Annotated in this window: 12 protein-coding genes; 5 read left to right on the top strand and 7 right to left on the bottom strand. The window is 71.6% G+C overall.

What is annotated here, in order from left to right:
- Position 1 precedes the first annotated feature (1 nt).
- The 3 genes from AC4PTB_RS19550 to AC4PTB_RS19540 form a co-directional block, all read right to left on the bottom strand.
- Entirely contained in the window at positions 2-2,125 is a 2,124-nt protein-coding gene (locus AC4PTB_RS19550; RefSeq protein WP_492192889.1) for a condensation domain-containing protein, read from the bottom strand.
- A gap of 88 nt (positions 2,126-2,213) precedes the next feature.
- Positions 2,214-3,623, bottom strand: a complete 1,410-nt coding sequence (locus AC4PTB_RS19545) for a condensation domain-containing protein (protein ID WP_492192888.1) — start codon at positions 3,621-3,623, stop codon at positions 2,214-2,216.
- A gap of 46 nt (positions 3,624-3,669) precedes the next feature.
- Positions 3,670-8,019, bottom strand: a complete 4,350-nt coding sequence (locus AC4PTB_RS19540) for an amino acid adenylation domain-containing protein (protein ID WP_492192887.1) — start codon at positions 8,017-8,019, stop codon at positions 3,670-3,672.
- A gap of 99 nt (positions 8,020-8,118) precedes the next feature.
- Between AC4PTB_RS19540 and AC4PTB_RS19535 the strand changes: the two genes are divergently transcribed.
- The 3 genes from AC4PTB_RS19535 to AC4PTB_RS19525 are packed head-to-tail and all read left to right on the top strand — an operon-like array spanning position 8,119 to position 10,749.
- Positions 8,119-9,780, top strand: a complete 1,662-nt coding sequence (locus AC4PTB_RS19535; protein WP_492192886.1) for a (2,3-dihydroxybenzoyl)adenylate synthase — start codon at positions 8,119-8,121, stop codon at positions 9,778-9,780.
- Positions 9,781-9,797: 17 nt separating this feature from the next.
- On the top strand, positions 9,798-10,049 hold the full coding sequence (locus tag AC4PTB_RS19530; protein WP_492192885.1) for a phosphopantetheine-binding protein: 252 nt from the start codon (positions 9,798-9,800) through the stop codon (positions 10,047-10,049).
- Positions 10,042-10,749, top strand: a complete 708-nt coding sequence (locus tag AC4PTB_RS19525; RefSeq protein WP_492192884.1) for a 4'-phosphopantetheinyl transferase family protein — start codon at positions 10,042-10,044, stop codon at positions 10,747-10,749. The genes AC4PTB_RS19530 and AC4PTB_RS19525 overlap by 8 nt, the downstream gene beginning before the upstream one ends.
- Here the strand turns inward: AC4PTB_RS19525 and AC4PTB_RS19520 are convergent.
- From AC4PTB_RS19520 to AC4PTB_RS19505, 4 genes are all read right to left on the bottom strand, one after another.
- On the bottom strand, positions 10,716-11,492 hold the full coding sequence (locus AC4PTB_RS19520; protein ID WP_492192883.1) for an SDR family oxidoreductase: 777 nt from the start codon (positions 11,490-11,492) through the stop codon (positions 10,716-10,718). The genes AC4PTB_RS19525 and AC4PTB_RS19520 overlap by 34 nt on opposite strands.
- Positions 11,483-12,136, bottom strand: coding sequence for an isochorismatase family protein (locus AC4PTB_RS19515; protein ID WP_492192882.1), 654 nt, complete (start codon positions 12,134-12,136; stop codon positions 11,483-11,485). Before AC4PTB_RS19515 ends, AC4PTB_RS19520 begins: the two co-directional genes overlap by 10 nt.
- Before the next feature lie 16 nt (positions 12,137-12,152).
- On the bottom strand, positions 12,153-13,370 hold the full coding sequence (locus AC4PTB_RS19510) for an isochorismate synthase (RefSeq protein ID WP_492192881.1): 1,218 nt from the start codon (positions 13,368-13,370) through the stop codon (positions 12,153-12,155).
- A 523-nt stretch (positions 13,371-13,893) separates the two neighbouring features.
- Positions 13,894-14,880 (bottom strand): threonine dehydratase, encoded by a 987-nt coding sequence (locus AC4PTB_RS19505; protein WP_492192880.1) that lies wholly within the window; start codon positions 14,878-14,880, stop codon positions 13,894-13,896.
- A gap of 126 nt (positions 14,881-15,006) precedes the next feature.
- Between AC4PTB_RS19505 and AC4PTB_RS19500 the strand changes: the two genes are divergently transcribed.
- A complete protein-coding gene (locus AC4PTB_RS19500) occupies positions 15,007-15,786 on the top strand; it encodes a helix-turn-helix domain-containing protein (RefSeq protein WP_492192879.1) in 780 nt (259 codons plus the stop codon).
- Positions 15,783-16,376 (top strand): LysE family transporter, encoded by a 594-nt coding sequence (locus AC4PTB_RS19495; RefSeq protein ID WP_492192878.1) that lies wholly within the window; start codon positions 15,783-15,785, stop codon positions 16,374-16,376. Before AC4PTB_RS19500 ends, AC4PTB_RS19495 begins: the two co-directional genes overlap by 4 nt.
- Positions 16,377-16,429 lie beyond the last annotated feature (53 nt).

Genomic DNA, 16,429 nt, shown 5'->3' with positions numbered 1-16,429 from the left:
ATCAGGGCAGCAGCGCGTCGAGCGGCCGGTCGGCGGCTTCGGCGCCGGCGAAGGCGGCGAAGCTGCGCCCGACCGCGGCCACCAGCGCCGCGACATCGGCGGCGTCGTAATGAGCGTGGCGATAGCTCATCATCACCCGCAATCCGCGCGCGCCTTCGATCACGTCCTCGACCACCTCGAACTGCAGGCCAAGCACCGATCCGGCCTTGTCGGGATCGACCTGGCGGAAGCGGATCGGCCCCTGCGGCCCCGGGAGCGCGCCGTTCAGCCGGTTCTGGGCGTGGATCTGGATGAAGACTTCGAACATATGCGCATCAAGGGGTGCGGTGCCGCCTGAAAGCGCCGCCTCGACCAGATCGATCGGGATTTCGCTGTGCGGCATCGAGGCGGTGATCTGGTCGCGCACCGCGGTGATCAGCGCGCGCGGGGTCGCATCGCCGGGGGCACGCAGGCAATGCGCGGTGACGGTGGTGAAATAGCCGATCGTGTCGAACCAGGCCGGATCGGTGCGCCCCGCGGCCGAGGTGCCGATGGTCAGCGCCTCAAGCCCGGCCAGCCGCTGCAGCGCCGCCGAGATCGCCGCATAGACGGTGTGAAACAGCGAGGCCGAGCAGGTCTTTGCCAGCGCATGCAGCCCGGTGCAGACCGCCGGCGGCACGGCGATTTCGCACCAGCCGCCTGCGGTGGCATCTTCCGGGGTTGCATCCCCGAGGGGCGCGGGCCGCGGCGCGGCGCCCGGGGCGCGGATCGGCTGCGGCGGCGGTGCGTCGCGCAGCGCGGTGACCCAATGTTCCAGTGACCGGGCGTCGATGCCGGCGCGGGCCTGGGCGCGGGCGAAGGCGTGAAACGGCGCGACCGGGGCGGCCCAGTCCGGGGCCTGTCCCGCTGCCCGGGCGGCATAGGCCCGGGCCAGCTCGGCCATCATCAGGTTGACCGACCATTCGTCGAGCACGACATGATGGAACAGGAAGGACAGGATCTGCCCCTCGATGGTGCGCAAGAAGCGCAGCCGCAGCGGCAGCTCCCGTTCAAGATCAAAGACATGCCCGGCTTCGGCGGCCAGAACCGGCGCGGCGTCGATGACCGGACCCGAGGCGCGGAACCAGTCCAGCCGGTCGAGCTCGGCCATCGGCACGGTCTCTTGCAGCACCGTGTCGCCCTCGGACCGGAACCGGCTGCGCAGCGCCGGATGCCGTTCCAGCAGGTCGCGGAAGGCGGCGGCGAAGACCGTCTCGTCGACCGGGTCTAGAAAGCGCAGCACGAAGGGAATGTTGAAGGCCGGTCCATAGCCAAGCGCGGCATGGATCTTCCACAGCGATTGCTGCGCAAGCGAAAGCGGCGCGCGTTCGACGGGGTCGGGCGCGCTGCGCCGGATCTCGACCGGGGCAGGCGGCGGCGCGACCGCTGCGGGCCGGGCCAGCGGCGCCAGCGCGGCGGCGGTCGGATGGGTGAAGATGTCGGCAAAGCGCAGCTCAAGCCCGTGTTCGGCGGCAAGCTGGCCGATCACCCGGGTCGCCACCAGCGAATGCCCGCCCAGATCGAAGAAATCGCAAGAGGCGGTCATCTGCGGCGCCTCGAGCGCGGCGCGGAAGGTATCGAGGATGATCGCCTCGATCCGGGCCAGATCGGTTGCGGGCTCGGTCCGCGCCTGCGGGGCGAGCGCCGCCAGCAAAGCCGCGCTTTCCGGCAGGTCGGCGGCGATCGGATGGCGGATCAGCGCGAGCGCCGCGGCCTCGGGCGCCAGCGCCAGCACGAAGCGCAGCGGCGCGTCCCGGGCCAGATCCCAGGGTTCGGCGGCGACCGCTTCGATCGCCGCTGCGGCCTCGGGCGGGGCGCGCAGCGCCCGCAGCCAGAGGTCCGGCCCGCGCGGCGCAAGTTCGACCCGCAGCGCGCCGCTGGCGTCGAAATGATAGCGCCGCGTCAACTCGGGGCGGGCCAGCACGCCCTCGACCAGCGCGGCGATGACGGCGCCGGGCTCGCAGCCGGGCAGGGGCAGGGTCGCGGTGCAGATCGCGGGGGCAAGATCCGGGGCGCCTTGCTGCGCGGCAAGCCAGATCCGCGCCTCGTCGGTCCGGGCGGGGCGGCTGTGGGAAAGACTGTCGGGGGGCGGTCCGGGTTCGGTCATCATCGCTCCTGCGGTGGGGGGAGAAAGGGCAGGGCTTGCGCGGCCGGGGCCGGGGCTGGCTGGGGGCGGGGGGAAATCTCGGGGCGGCTCATGCGTCTTCCAGCCGCCCGGCGATCGGCCGGACGGAAGGGACGCGCGGCGGCAGGCGCGGATGGCCGGGGGCGGCGGGGCCTGTCAGCAGCGCCGCAAGCGGGGTTTCGGCCGCGCCCTCGGCGCAGGACCGCGCCAGGAAGGGCACAAGCCCGGTGCAGGCCGCGTCGAAGCTCTCGGCCGAGGCCGGGTCGGCATCGATCCAGAGCGCGAGCCCGGAGCCATCGGCCGCGGCGGCGCAGGTCAGGTTGAACCCGTCGCCCGGGCCTGCGGCCAGAACCTCGCGCCGGGCCCGGCAGCCCGCGAAACGCGGCGGGTCGAACGGCAGCAGATTCACGAGCGGCGAGAAGAAGAAGCGTTCGCCCGCGCCAAGGCCGTGATCGGCGGCCAGCTGCTCGACCCGGTAGCGCCCGTGCCGCCGCAGCTGGCGCAGGCTTGCGGCGCTGCGGCCCAGCCAGGCGGCAAGCGTCTCCTCCGGCTGGCGCGTGACCACAAGCGGCAGGATGTTGACGACCAGCGCCGGGATCGTCGCGGCGACACTGCCAAGGCGGCTCATGTAGGGCAGCCAGATCGCCCGCCCGGTCCCGTCTTCGGGCAGATCGCGCACCAGCCAGGCGGCGCAGAGCAGCGTCAGCAGGTCGGGCCAGCCCAGATCCGCCGCCGCGGCCGCCCGCGCCAGCGCGGCGGGCAGTTCCGCAGGCAGCGCGGGTTCGGCCGCAAGCGCGCTGCAGCCATAGTCCTCGGCGCCCTTGCGCAGCACCGCAAGCTTTGGTCCGCCCGCCAGATGCTGCGCCCACCAGGCGCCGTCGCGGGCATGTTGCGGGCTGGCGCGATAGCGCTCTTCCTCCTCCAGATACTGTGCGAAGGGGCGCAGCGGCCCGGGTTCGGCCACCTGCCCGCGGGCCTGCGCATAAAGCGCCGCCGCCCGCCGCTCGATCAGCGCCACGCCATAGCCGTCAAGCCCGATATGATGGCCGCGCAGATACCACAGCCAGCGCCGGTCCCCGACCCGCAGCAGCCACAGCGCGGCGAGCGGTTCCTGCCGCAGATCGATCGGCGCGGCGATGTCGCGTTCCATCATCTTGCGCGCCGTGGCCTCGGGCTCGGATTCGGCATCGGATTCGTAGCGCAGGTCGTGATAGCGCAGCACCGGAATGCGCGCGGGGTCGATCTGCTGGCGCGGCCCCTCGGGTCCGTCGCGAAAGCGCAGCGCCAGCACCTCGGCCTCCTGCGCCAGCTGGCGCAGCGCCGCGATCAGCGCCGTCTCGTCCAGATCGCCCTCGATCACCGTGCAATGCGCCACGGTCGACAGGGGCCGGTCGGGGTGAAAGCGGAATTCCTCCCAGAAATCGAGTTGCGCCAGCGTCAGGGCGTGCCAGGGGCGCGCGGTCGGTGTCGGATCGGGCATCAGGGGCCTTCCTTGAGGAAACAGGCGGGGATTTCAGGTCGGGATTTCAGGCTGGGGGCAGGGCGGGCGCGGCGGCGATCAGCGCCGCCACCGCACGGGCGTTGCGCGGCGCCAGAAGCTGCGCGGGCGTCAGGGTCGTGCCGAAACGCGCGTTCAGCGCCGCGGCGATCGGGGCAAGATCGTCGGGCAAAAGCCCGAGATCGAGCAGCGGGCTGTCCGCCGTCGCCCCCGCCATCGCCGCCGTCCCGTTTCGCGGCCCGAGCTGCTCAAGGTAAAGCGTCAGAACCTGCGCCACCAGCGCCGGATCGGCCTGCGTTTCGGCGGTTGCGGCGGGGACGGGCGGCTTTGGCGGGGCGCTGGCCAGCCGCCGCCCGGCGGCGCGGTCCGGTTTGCCATTGGCGGAAAGCGGCAGGTCCGGCACCGGCACGAAGCGGTCGGGCAGATGCGACGGCGGCAGGGTCTGGCGCAGAAAGGCGCGCAGCGCGCCGGGGGGGATCTCGGCCCCCGCGCGGCAGGCATAGAGTGCCGCCAGCGTCGTCTCGCGCCCGTCTCCCGCGACCAGATCGACCACCATCGCCGCGCGCAGCCCCGGATGCGCGGCGAGCGCCGCCTCGATCTCGGCCAGGCTGACGCGCACGCCCCGCACCTTGACATGGCTGCCGAGGCGGCCGGAAAACAGGATCACCCCGTCCGCCCGCCATCTGCCCAGATCGCCGGTGCGGAAGGCCCGCCGCGGTGGGCCCGCATCCCCGGCCAGAGCGATGAAATCGGTCTGCACCAGGCGGCCGTCCTCCAGATAGCCAAGCGCAAGACAATCACCGAGCGTGTGGATGCGGCCGGGCACGCCGGGCGGGCAGGGCTCGCCCAAAGGGTTGCAGATCCGATATTCGGCGCCCGCCAGCGCCCGGCCATAGGGGATCTCGTCCCGCTCGTTTTCGGGCGCGGTGCCGATTTCGTGCCAGATGCTCCAGATCGTCGTCTCGGTCGGCCCGCCCAGGGAGACAAGCCGCGCCCCGGGCAGCTCCGCGCGCAGCCGGGCGATGACCGCGGGCTTGATGTAATCGCCGCCCTGCGCCACCAGCCGCAGCGTCGCCAGCTGGTCGGGCCGGGCACAGGCGAGCAGCATCTCGAGGATCGCGGGCACCGAAACCCAAAGCGTCACCCCCTGCGTCGCGACCAGCCGCGCCCAGTCCATCGCATCCTTTTCCTGCGTCGGCAGGACCAGTGTCGCCCCGGCGCAAAGCGTTCCGAAGACATCGAAAACCGACATGTCATGATGCAGCGGCGTGACCGAAAGCAGCACATCCGCGTCGCTCACCTGCCAGGCCTGCAGCGATTGCGCCAGCACGTTGGCGGTGGCGCGGTTGTTCAGTACCACGCATTTCGGCGTGCCGGTGCTGCCCGAGGTGAAGAGGTAATAGGCCGGATCGCGGCTCAGGCTGCGCGCGGCGAGCGTCGCATCGTCGGGCAGGGCGCCGCCGGGCCTGCGCAGCGCCTCGGGCGGGATCGCGGCGAAACCGGCGATGGCGCGCTGCGACACCACCAGCGCCGGGGCCGCGCGGGAGAGCAGCTGATCGCGCCGGGCGGGCGGGGCGGCGGCGTCGATCGGCACCCGGATCACCCCGGCCATCGCGGTGGCAAGCTGCAGCGCGACATGATCGGGGCCGCGCGGCAGCTCGATCGCCACCACGTCGCCGGGACCGATGCCCTGCGCGGCAAGACCGGCCAGAAACGCTTCGACATCGCGGCGCAGCTCGGCATAGCTCAGCCGCCTTTCGCCGCAGATCAGCGCCGTGCCCCGGCCCGCGCGCAGCTGCGCGGCAAGGCGCGGCAGATGTGGCACTGGGTCGGGGATTTCGGCGCGCTGCGCGGGCAGCGCGACCGGCACCAGCGGATCGGGCAGCACCAGCGCGCCTGCCGCGCAAATCGCCGCCAAAGCCGCCGCGATCGCGTCCAGCATCGCGGTGACGGTTTCGGGCGCCAGCGCGGTTTCGGCGTAATCGGCGGCAATCTCGATCCCGCCCCCGGCCGCGCGCAGCAGCCGCAGATCCAGCGCGACCTGCGGCGTCTGGGTCAGCCCGGCCACCTCGCGCAGCGGGGCAGAGGGGTCGGGCAGCGGCCAGCTCAGCCCGTTCGTCAGCACGACGGGCAGGGCCAGCGCCGCGCCGGTGCGGGCCAGCAGCAGACGGGCCAGATCGACGCCCGACAGGCTGGAATGGGCCAGCGCCCGCATCGTTTCCGCCTGCAGCGCCGCGGCCCGCGCGGCGGCCGGACCCGGGCCGACGGCATGGTCGATCACGAGGAAGGAAGAGCGGTTGCCAAGCCCCGTGCGCTCCAGCGCCGGGGCGGTGGGCAGGCCGACACAAAGCCGCAGATCGGGGGTGAACCGCGCCAGCACCTCCAGCACGGTGAAGCTTAGGAGCGTGTTCAGGAACAGCTTTTCCCGCGCGGCGATGCGGCGCAGCGCCGCGACCTGCGGCGCGTCGATCCGTCTTGTGCTGCGCCGCCGCCGCGCCGGGCCAAGCTGGTCCAGCGGCAGGCGCCAGGGCAGCCGCGGCGGCTCCTCGATCTGCGCCAGCGCCGCGGTCCAATAGGCGGTATCGGCGGGCCGCGGCGCCGCCTCCATCGGCGCGCTGCGGGGCGGCTCGGCGGTCTCCGCGATCCCGGGCGCGGTGGGGGCGAGCATCTGAGCGCAGATCTGCGCGATGGCCGGACCGTCCAGCGCCAGCGCGTCGAATTTCACCGCCAGCGCATCCGGCTGTCCCGCGGGCATCTGCACGGCGACGACCTGCCAAAGGGTGCCGTCCAGCGGGCAGGGCGCAGTGGCGAAGTCCTCCCAGAAAGCGTCAAGCCGCGCCGCGGCATCGGGCGCCTGCGTCAGATCCAGCGCGGTCCAGGGCAGATCGATCCGCGGCAGGCAGTGCTGGCGGCCGGTGGCGGCCTCGACGCGCAGCCGCAGCGCGGGATGGGCCGCGACAAGCTGCGACAGCCGTTCGCGCAGCGCCGCCGGGTCAAGCGTGCCGCGAAACAGCCGCGCTTCCTGCATCGCCACGCCGCCCAGCGGCAGCACCGTCTCGCGCCCCATCAGATAGGCCCGTTGCAGCGGCGCCAATGGCCAGCTGCGCGGCGGTACCGGCGCCTGCGCCAGCGCCCGCAACCGCCCGAGCACCCGGGCAAAAAGCGCCTCGGTCCAGTCGCGGTCCAGCAGGTCAAGCCGGAGGTCCCAGTTCAGCAAGATCCCCTCGCCAAGCCGGGCGATCTGCGCATCCAGCGCCACGCCCGGCCCCTGCGACACGCTCCAGACCAGATCGCCCAGCACGCGCCGCGCCCGCTCGCCCAGGATCGAGCCGCGCGGATGGTCCAGCCCGGCGGTGAAGACGACCGGCGCCGCGGGCATCCGGCCAAGCTGCCGGGCAAGGTCGCGCAGCAGCTGCGGACCGGGGCAGGCGGCCTGCGCGATGCCCTGCACCAGCCCCGCCTGCACCCGACGCGCCAGAACGGGCAGATCGTCCCCGAGCCCCGCAAGGCCCAGAAGGGTGAAGTTCGAGGCCTCGCCGATCTCCGGCTCCGCCGCGTCGCGGTGAAAGATCGGCACGGTCAGGCGCAGCGCCGTCTGACCGCAGGCCCGGCCAAGTTCCTGCGCGAAAACCGCCAGCGCCAGCGCCGAGGGCGTCACCCGCAGCGCCCGGGCCTGGGCAAGAAATCCGCGCGCCTGCGCCGGATCAAGCGTCGCCGCCAGCCGCGTGCTGCGCGGGCGGCGGTCAGCTGGCGCGGGGTCCGGGGCGGGCAGGCGCGGGGGCTCGGGCAGGGTGGCCAAACGATCCCGCCACCAGTCCCGCGCCCGCGCCACGGCCTGCGCATCGGTCGGCCGCCCGGGCCGGTCGGCGGGGTCCGGGTCCGGGGCGTTCCCCGGGCCGTCCTCGTAAAGCTGTGCCAGATCCTCCAGCAGCGCGGGCAGGCAGGAGGGATCGGCCGCCACCATGTCAAGATCAAGATGCAGCCGGTGCCCGCCCCCGGGCAGCAGGCTGAGCGTTGCCTCAAGGGGTTGACCCGCCGCCAGCGGCAGGCGCTGGTGGGTCTTGTCCTCGCGCAGCCGCGCCAGCGCCGCTTCGACCGCCTGCGCGTCACGCCCGCGCAGGTCGTGCTGGCGCAGCGCATGGCCGGGGCCGGGGGGCACGATCGCCGCCCACCCCTCGGCCGAGACCGAGAGCCGAAGCGCCGGATGCCGCGCGATCAGCGCTGCAAAGGCCTGCGCCAGCCGCGCGGGCTGAAGCGGCTGCGCCGCGCTGCGGGGTTCAAGTTCGACATAAAGATGCGCCGAAGGGGCCTGCGGATCGCGCCCGGCGGCATGTCCGTTGATCCAGCAGGCGGTCTGCATCGGCGTCAGGTCAGGCATCGGATCTCACCCAGTTGACATTTGTTGATATAAATACTCAACTATAGCCGCCCGTCAACCTGTGGCCTGCGGGCGCCGCCCCGAACGGACCGATTTGCAATGACCGATTTCACCCCCTGGCCGGACGACCTCGCGCAGCGCTACCGGCAAAAGGGCTACTGGCTGGATGCGCCGCTGACGCGCGGGCTGGAAACCCAGGCGCGGCAACGGCCCGAGGCCTGCGCGATCCGTTGCGGCGCGCGCGCGATCAGCTATGGCACGCTGGACCGGATGGCCACGGCGCTGGCGCGGCGGCTTCTGGCACGGGGGCTGCGCCCGGGCGACGCGGCGCTGGTGCAGCTGCCGAACCGGGCCGAGTTCTTCGTCACCTTCCTTGCGCTGCTGAAGGCCGGGATCACCCCGGTCAATGCGCTTTTCAGCCATCGCGCGCTGGAGCTGCGGTCTTATGCCGAACAGCTGCGCCCCAGGCTGCTGATCGCCGCGCGCTGCCATCCGCTGTTTCACGACGACCGATTCGCGACCGAGCTGCGCGCGCGCTCGGATCGGCTGGCGCTGTGCCTTTATCTCGACGATCCCGACCCGGCGCGGGATCTTGCCGCCTGGGCCGCGCCCGACGGGGTTGAGGATGGGGGGTCCGGGGACGGTGGGGCCGAAGAGACGGTGCCGCTGCCCCGGATCGATCCCGGCGCGGTCGCGTTTTTCCAGCTTTCGGGCGGCAGCACCGGCACGCCCAAGCTGATCCCGCGCACCCATAACGATTACGATTATTCGATCCGGGCCAGCGCCGAAATCTGCGCGCTGACGCCGGATACGGTGTTTCTTTGTGCGCTGCCCGCGCCGCATAACTACGTGCTCAGCTCGCCGGGCGCGCTTGGGGTGTTTCATGCCGGCGGCACCGTGGTGATGGCGCCCAACCCCGAGCCGCAGCTCTGCTTCGAGCTGATCGCCCGGCATCGGGTGACGATGGTGGCGCTGGTGCCCTCGGCGGTCGGGCTTTGGCTCGAGGCGGTGCGCGGCGGGCTTGCGGTGCCCGAAAGCCTGGCGCTGCTGCAGGTCGGCGGCGCGAGTTTCGCCGAGGCGCTCGCCCGGCAGGTGCCGGAGCTGCTTGGCTGCGCCTTGCAGCAGGTCTTCGGCATGGCCGAGGGGCTGGTGAACTACACCCGTCTGGACGATCCGCCCGAGCGCATCTTCACCACCCAGGGACGGCCGATCAGCCCCGATGACGAGATCCGGGTGCGCGACGCCACGGGCCGCGACTGCGCGCCGGGCGAGACCGGACAGCTGTGGGTGCGCGGGCCCTATACGTTCCGCGGCTATTTCCGCAGCCCGGCGCAGAATGCCGCCGCCTTCGACGCCGAGGGCTTCTATCACAGCGGCGATCTGGTGCAACGCGACGCCGCGGGCTATCTGCGCGTCGTTGGCCGGGTCAAGGACCAGATCAACCGCGGCGGCGAGAAGATCGCGGCCGAGGAGATCGAGGCGCTGTTGCTGCGCCATCCCGAGGTGATGCAGGCCGCGCTCGTCTCTGAACCCGACCCGCGGCTGGGCGAGCGCAGCTGCGCCTGTCTTGTGCTGCGCCAGCCGCTGCGGCCGGTCACGCTGCGCCGCCATCTGATCGCCGCGGGCGTGGCCGATTACAAGCTGCCCGACCGGTTCGCCTTTCTTGACGCGATGCCGCTGACCCCGGTCGGCAAGATCGACAAGCGGGCCCTGCGCGCCGCGATCCTGGCCGCCGCGGATGCCCCCCAACCGACCCGCTGATCCCCAAGGAGAGCCGAATGACCCTGACTGCCCATCCCGACACTGCCGATCGTGACTGGCTTCTCGCGCGCCTCGCTGCGCTTTTGGAGGACGAGGGGCCGATCGACCCGGTCGAGAGCCTGATTTATTACGGGCTGGATTCGCTGCGGGTGATGACCCTGGCGGCCGAGCTGAAGGCGCGCGGCATCGCCGTCAGCTTCGAGGAGCTGGCCAGCGCGCCGACGCTGCAGGCCTGGGAGGCGCTGATCGCGGCGCGGCGCGGTGGCTGAGCCGCACCCGGGTCTGGCGGGCTGGGAACGGCCGCTGGCGCAGCTGCGGGCGGCGCTGCCCGGCTGTCGAGCCGAGATGTGCCCGGCTGCGCCGGTCCCGCCCGGCCTGCCGCGCCTGCGCCGTCGGGCAGAGTATCGCGCCGGGCGGCTGGCCGCCGCTGCCGCCGCGCACGCGCTTTGCGGCATGCCCTGTCTGGCCGGGCGCAGCGCCAGGGGCGCGCCGGTCTGGCCCGCGGGTCTGTGCGGGGCGATCAGCCATTGCGACGGGCAGGCGATCGCCCTGCTGGGCGACACCGCCGTATGGGGCGGGCTTGGCATCGACATCGAGCAGCATCTGACCCCGCCGCTTGCGCAGCAGATCGCCCCGGTGGCCCTGACCGTGGCGGAACAGGAGGCCTTCGGCGCTGATCCGCGCTGGGTCGGGCTGATCTTTTCGGTGAAGGAAAGTCTTTTCAAGGCTTTGAGCCCGCAGATCGGGCAAAGCTTCGATTTCGGCGCGGCCGAGCTTTGCGCCGCGACAGAAGCAGAGCCGCCCGCGCTGCGGCTGACGCGCGATCTGGCGCCGGGCTGGTGGACGGGGCGGCGGATCGGGGCGGTGCTTTTGGCCGGACCGGCGGGGGTGATGACGGCCGTTGCCCTGCCGCGCGGGGACGGCAGGGCCGGGACTCAGCCGCGCAGCGTGGCGCCACCGTCGATGTAAAGATCGGCCATGGTGATGTGGCCCGCCTGCTCCGAGAGCAGGAACACCGCCGCCTGCGCGATATCGGCGGGCGTCGCCAGCTTGCCCAGCGGAATCCCGGTGCGGAACCTGGCGCCATCGCCCGCGATCACCCGCGCCGGGCCCTGATCGTCGGTCCACATCGCCGTCTGCATCGGCGTCAGCGTCGAGCCGGGCGCCAGCACGTTGCAGCGCAGGCCCTGCTGCGCCAGTTCCAGCCCGAGGCAGCGGGTCAGCATGGTCAGCGCCGCCTTCGAGGCGCAATAGGCGCCCATCCCCAGCCGCGGAATCCCCGCGGCATTCGAGCTGACCACCACCAGCGCCGCCCCCGGCTGTTGCACCAGCCGCCGCCCAAGCGCCTGCAGCAGATAAAAACTGCCATCAAGGTTGATCGCCATCACCCGGCGCCAGTCCTCGGCCGTCATCTCAAGCAGCGGGCCAAGCGTCAGCACCCCGGCGGTATGGGCGGCAAGGCCGATCGGTCCCGCCTGCGCCTCGGCCTTGGCCAGCATCGCCTCGATCGCGGCGGGATCGCGCAGATCGCAGGGCAGCCAGACCCCGGCGCTGGCGCGGATGTCGTCGGGCAGGCTGGCCAGCGCTTCGGCGGTATCGGTGGCAATGACGCGCGCCCCCGCGTCGTGCAGCAGGCGGACGGTTTCGCGGCCGATGCCGCCCGCCGCGCCGGTGACAAGCGCGCAGCGCCCGGAAAATCCGCTCAGGCGCATCGGGCCACCCCGGTCAGCGTGGCCATTGCGTCGCGCGTCGCGATCACCCCGCCGCAGGTGCCCGCCACCCATCGCAACGCCATCTCGTGGCGTTCGGCGTCGAAATCGGCCTGGGCATCGGCGATGGCAAAGGGCTCGATATCGCGCTGGAACGCCTCGGCGGCGGTGGCAAGACAGCCGATATGGGCATAAACCCCGGTGATCAGCAGCTGATCGCGGCCACGTGCGCGCAGCAGGGTTTCCAGGTTCGAGCGCTGAAAGGCGCTGTAGCGGTGCTTGGTCAGCACCAGATCCCCCGGCGCCGGGGCAAGATCGGGCAGGATGTCCTGATGCTCCGCGCGGCGCGACATCCCGGCCCCCCAGAGATCGGCCTGCAGGCCACGGTCGGCGCGCAGCTGGGCGCCCTCCTGCGCGGTGTAGAAAACCGGCATGCCACAGGCCCGGGCGGCCCGGGCGAGGCTGGCGATATTGTCGATCACCGCGGGCAGGGGCGCCGCCTCCTGCGGGAAGGGCGCGCAGAAATAGCGCTGCATGTCATGGATCAGCAGCGCCGCACGGGCGGGCACAATATGCCAGGGGGCGCGGGCTGCGGGCAGCGCCTCGGGGCGGGGCAGGGGATAGGAGAGAATGCCGGGAAGGGCCATCTGGGGTGTCCTGTGCTCAGTCGTGACGGGAGTCGAGATCGTGCAGCGCCGCATCGCGCGGCAGGCCAAGCGCGGCCAGAAGGGCGCCGAATTTGGCGCCGGTCTCGGCCGCCTCGGCGCGCGGCTCCGAGCCGAGCACGATGCCCGCGCCCGCATAAAGCCGCGCCTGGGCGCCGCAAAGTTCCGCGCAGCGGATCGCCACATGCCAGTCGCCATCGCCGCGCCGGTCGCACCAGCCGACCGCCCCGGCATAGAAATCGCGCTCGACCGGCTCGAGGCGGCGGATCAGCCCGGCGGCCCGCGCGCAGGGCAGGCCGCAGACCGCAGGCGTCGGATGCAGCCGCGCGGCCAGCACCACTGCGGGGGTGTCGGGGTCCTTCAGTCGCCCGGTGATCCGGGTGCCGATATGCCACATCGAGCGGGTTTTGGTCAGCGCGGGGCCCTCGGGCGTCGCAAGCTCGGCGCAGTCGGGGGCGAGCAGGTCAAGGATGTATTCGACCACCAGCCGGTGCTCGCGCTGATCCTTTTCCGACCGGGCCAGCGCCTGCGCCGCCCGTGTATCTGCCTCGCCCGCCTCGCTCCGCCGCGCCGAGCCCGCCAGCGGATGCGACAGGATCGCCGCGCCGCGCTTTTGCAACAGCAGCTCCGGCGTCGCGCCGACCAGATGGCGCGGCGCCGCCTGATCGGCGCGCGGCGGCAGCGAGACCTGGAAGGCGGTCACCGACGGGTCCTCGCTCAGCCGGGCCAGCACGTCGCGCATCGGGAAGGCCTGCGCCTCCTCGACCAGCAGGGTGCGGGCCAGGACGATCTTTTGCAGCGCCTCGGGCAGGCCGTCTTCGCGGCGCATGATCTCGAGCGCGCGGGCGACGCTGTCGATATAGCCGCGGGCGGGTGGTTGCGGGCGCGGCAGGGGGGCGGGAGGGGCTGCGGGGCGGGCGGGGCCGGTGGCCATAACGTCATCGCCGGGCCAGATCCCGTCGCCGCCCGCGGCCTGCCACAGGCAGTCGGGGCGGGTGGTGTCGAAGGGCAGGGCCCCGCCGATCACCGCGCCATCGGCCGGGCCGGCAAAGAAGGGCGCCAGGCGCTCGGCCAGGCTTTCGCGCGTGCCCCGCGCGAGCGCCCGGCCCGGACCCGCGGCACAGACCCGCCCGGCGGCGTTGCGAAAGGCAAAGGGCTGGTCGAACCCGACGGGGGCGCCGGCATCGGCGTTCAAAGCGGGGGAGAGCGTGGTCATGCAGCGAACTCGGCATTGCGCGCGAGGGCGTCGCTCGCGCTGGGGCTGTGATCTCGCGCCGCGAAAAACGCCGATCGCCCAAGGCGATGCGGAGCGGGATGTACGGGAAAGGTCGCTCCTTCTGTCGGTTGCCCGTGGCGGGCCTGACAGAAGCATGCCCCTGCGGGACTTGCTGCCTGGCGGGACCATGTCAGAGCCGGGGCCGGGTTTCAAGATTGTAATTTATAAAAACAGTCAGGTATTCGCCCGCTCCGGCTTCGGGGCCGTTTTCCGTCCCCTCCCGCTTTCGCGGGCGAGGCGGCCTGCGAGGACCGATCGGATGCTCGGCGCGATGACCAGGCCGCTTGATCGCCTTGGTATCGCCCCACATTCCCGCGCGCAGTATCTGATGCCTGCGCCGGGAGTGTCGACCGGCGGCTCAGGGCCGGGTAGGTCGATGGCGATCTTCAAGCGCAATGATCACTCGCCACGAGAGGTGGGCGAGGGATGTGATCACTCACGCGCCTTTTCCCCCGTACAATTTTCATGGCTGTCGCGCACTTGCCTCGCCGGGCGTTTGACCAGAGAGCACCGCAAGCAAGGCCTCCCGGTCGATGTTGCCGCCGCTCAGGATCACGGCCGCGCGCTTCCCCGCATGGCGGGCCCGACACTGCATCAGCCCCGCCAGGGCCGCAGCACCTGCGCCCTCGGCAAGGTTGTGGGTGTCGGTCAACAGCACCCGTATCGCCTCGGCGATCTCCGCCTCCTCCACCTCGATCAGATCGGCGGCACCGCGCAGGATCACTTCCAGCGCCTCGGGCAATGGTTCGCGGCAGGCGATGCCATCGGCGAAGGTCTGCGCGCCAAAGCCGGGCAGCGGGTGACCGGCCCGGAACGACCGCGCAAAGGCAGGCGCACGCTTTGCCACCACGCCCACGATCTCGGTCGAAAGCCCCAGCAGGTCGCGCATCGCGATCAGCCCGCAGAGCCCCGAGCCCATGCCCACCGGCGCGAAGACCACGTCGATCCGCTGCCAATCGGAAAAAAGTTCCACCGCATAGGTCGCGACACCCTGCACCAGATCGCGGTGGAACGACGGCACCATCCGATAGCCCCGCGCCTCGGCCTCGGCGGCGGCACGGACCCGGGCGGCGTCGAAATCTTCGCCCGCGATCAACACCTCTCCGCCAAAAGCCCGCATCGCGGCGTTCTTCTCGGGGGAATTGCCCTTCGGCACCACGATCAGCGCCGGAATGCCCGCAGCCTGCGCGCCCATCGCGATCGACTGGCCATGATTGCCCCGCGTCGCCGTCACCACCCCCGGCGGCAGTCCGGCCCGGCGCAACCGCTCCATGTAAACCAACCCGCCCCGCGCCTTGAACGCGCCGGTGGGGGTGTGATTTTCGTGTTTGACGATTACTTCAAGCCCCAGTCGCGCCGTTAGAAGCGGCCAGGCGTAAGCGGGCGTGGGCGGCACGCGAGGGCGCAAGATCGCCACGGCATCGGCTATCTCATCTTGGGTAAACTGCATCGCAACCTCCTGTTTTTGCCGCTTTAGCAGCCAAGAGGAGGGCGAGCTTTCATGGATCGCACATGAAATCACGCCAACCCCGCACGCAGGGCTGCACGGCAGGGCGGGTTGCGATAGGCTTTCCCCATGAAGGTGGCATCGCAACAGATCGCCCCGGGTGCAGGGGTTCTTCGGGCGCAAATCGGGCGCTGGCGGATAGAGCTTTGGTCTGCGGCGCCCTATTCGGTGCATTACACCCCGGCGGCCGGGGGGCTCGGCTTCGCCTTCGATCCGCAAATGGGCGAGCATGCGTTCGGGACTGATCGCCGACAGGTCTTCGTGGCACGGGCGGGGGGCCTTGCCTGGGTGCCGGCAGGTTGCGATGTGTATTCCGCCTCAGAGCGTGGCGGTGCCTACCTGCGGATCGAGGGGCTCTGCGGCCCCGATCGGCCCTTGCGCGACGTGTCGGATCGGGGCGCCGAGGCCGCAGCGCAGGCGCTGCGCCGTGCCCTTCTGACCGGGGCCGATCCTCTGCAGACCGAAGCGCCGATCCTGACCCTTTCCGAGCGGCTGGCCGCAATTCACGCCGACACACGGCCTCGCCTACACGCATGGATCACGCCACAGCGGCTGCGCCGGATCGATGCCCTGATCGAGGCCCGGCTTGGAGAGCCTTTGCTTGTCTCAGATCTGGCTGCGGCGCTGGATCTGTCGCCCGGCTTCTTCACCCGCGCCTTTCGGGAGGCGACCGGGCGCACACCGCGCGCGCACATCCTTGCGCATCGCCTGAACCGCGCCACCGAAATGGTGCGCAGCACGCGCCGCCCGCTGGTCGAAGTTGCCGCGGCCTGCGGCTTTGCTTCTCATGCCCATATGAGCGCGCAGTTTCGTGCCCGGCTGGGAATCGCGCCAAGCGATCTGAGATGAGCGCGACCGCCGCAGGGCTTGGAGGAATTGTCCTCGTCTGGAGCGCGGCCTTGGCAATCCCCGGCCCTGATCTTCTCGCCTTGTCGCTTTCCCTGAGCGGGGGGCGGCGTTGCGCGTTTCTTGCTGTGGTCGGTATCACCTGCGGCACGGCGCTCTGGGGCCTGGCCTGCCTCTTCGGCCTCACAGTGATTTTCGCGACCGCCCCCTGGGCCTTTATGGCACTGCGCTGGATCGGTGCGGCCTATCTTGCAATGCTCGGGCTGAATCTGCTTCGATCACGTGGCAGCCAGGATGCGCGCGGACCTTTGCACGACCCGATCCGCTGTTGCTTCTGCCTCGGCCTCGGGGCGAACCTGTCAAATCCCAAGACCGTTTTGTTCCTCGCCAGCCTGATGGCGGGCGCGCCAGGGGCGGAAGCCGCTGTCGTTGCCCTGACGACGGCGATTTCCGCTCTTGGCTACGGCGCGCTTGCCACGGCAGGCGCGACACGGCACATCAGCGAGGCGCTTGCGCGGCACCAAATCACGATCAGGCGTTTTGCCGGGGGGCTCTTCCTCCTCCTCGCCGTAATGCTCATCGCGCAAGCCTGACTTTGGCCATCGCTGCGAGTCGTAGAAAGGTCGGCCTTCCGAAACGACGGCCC

The organism is Rhodobacter sp. 4.3.4 (assembly GCF_058724655.1).
Note: the sequence above shows the minus strand (reverse complement) of the source record. Positions and strands in the feature narration are given on the sequence as shown.

Excerpts from the sequence above, each read along its gene's own strand:
- AC4PTB_RS19530 (WP_492192885.1), top strand. The coding sequence starts at position 9,798 with ATGACCCTGACTGCCCATCCCGACACTGCCGATCGTGACTGGCTTCTC.
- AC4PTB_RS19540 (WP_492192887.1), bottom strand. The coding sequence starts at position 8,019 with ATGCCTGACCTGACGCCGATGCAGACCGCCTGCTGGATCAACGGACAT.
- AC4PTB_RS19510 (WP_492192881.1), bottom strand. The coding sequence starts at position 13,370 with ATGACCACGCTCTCCCCCGCTTTGAACGCCGATGCCGGCGCCCCCGTC.
- AC4PTB_RS19505 (WP_492192880.1), bottom strand. The coding sequence starts at position 14,880 with ATGCAGTTTACCCAAGATGAGATAGCCGATGCCGTGGCGATCTTGCGC.
- AC4PTB_RS19515 (WP_492192882.1), bottom strand. The coding sequence starts at position 12,136 with ATGGCCCTTCCCGGCATTCTCTCCTATCCCCTGCCCCGCCCCGAGGCG.
- AC4PTB_RS19545 (WP_492192888.1), bottom strand. The coding sequence starts at position 3,623 with ATGCCCGATCCGACACCGACCGCGCGCCCCTGGCACGCCCTGACGCTG.
- AC4PTB_RS19495 (WP_492192878.1), top strand. The coding sequence starts at position 15,783 with ATGAGCGCGACCGCCGCAGGGCTTGGAGGAATTGTCCTCGTCTGGAGC.
- AC4PTB_RS19550 (WP_492192889.1), bottom strand. The coding sequence starts at position 2,125 with ATGACCGAACCCGGACCGCCCCCCGACAGTCTTTCCCACAGCCGCCCC.
- AC4PTB_RS19520 (WP_492192883.1), bottom strand. The coding sequence starts at position 11,492 with ATGCGCCTGAGCGGATTTTCCGGGCGCTGCGCGCTTGTCACCGGCGCG.
- AC4PTB_RS19500 (WP_492192879.1), top strand. The coding sequence starts at position 15,007 with ATGAAGGTGGCATCGCAACAGATCGCCCCGGGTGCAGGGGTTCTTCGG.
- AC4PTB_RS19535 (WP_492192886.1), top strand. The coding sequence starts at position 8,119 with ATGACCGATTTCACCCCCTGGCCGGACGACCTCGCGCAGCGCTACCGG.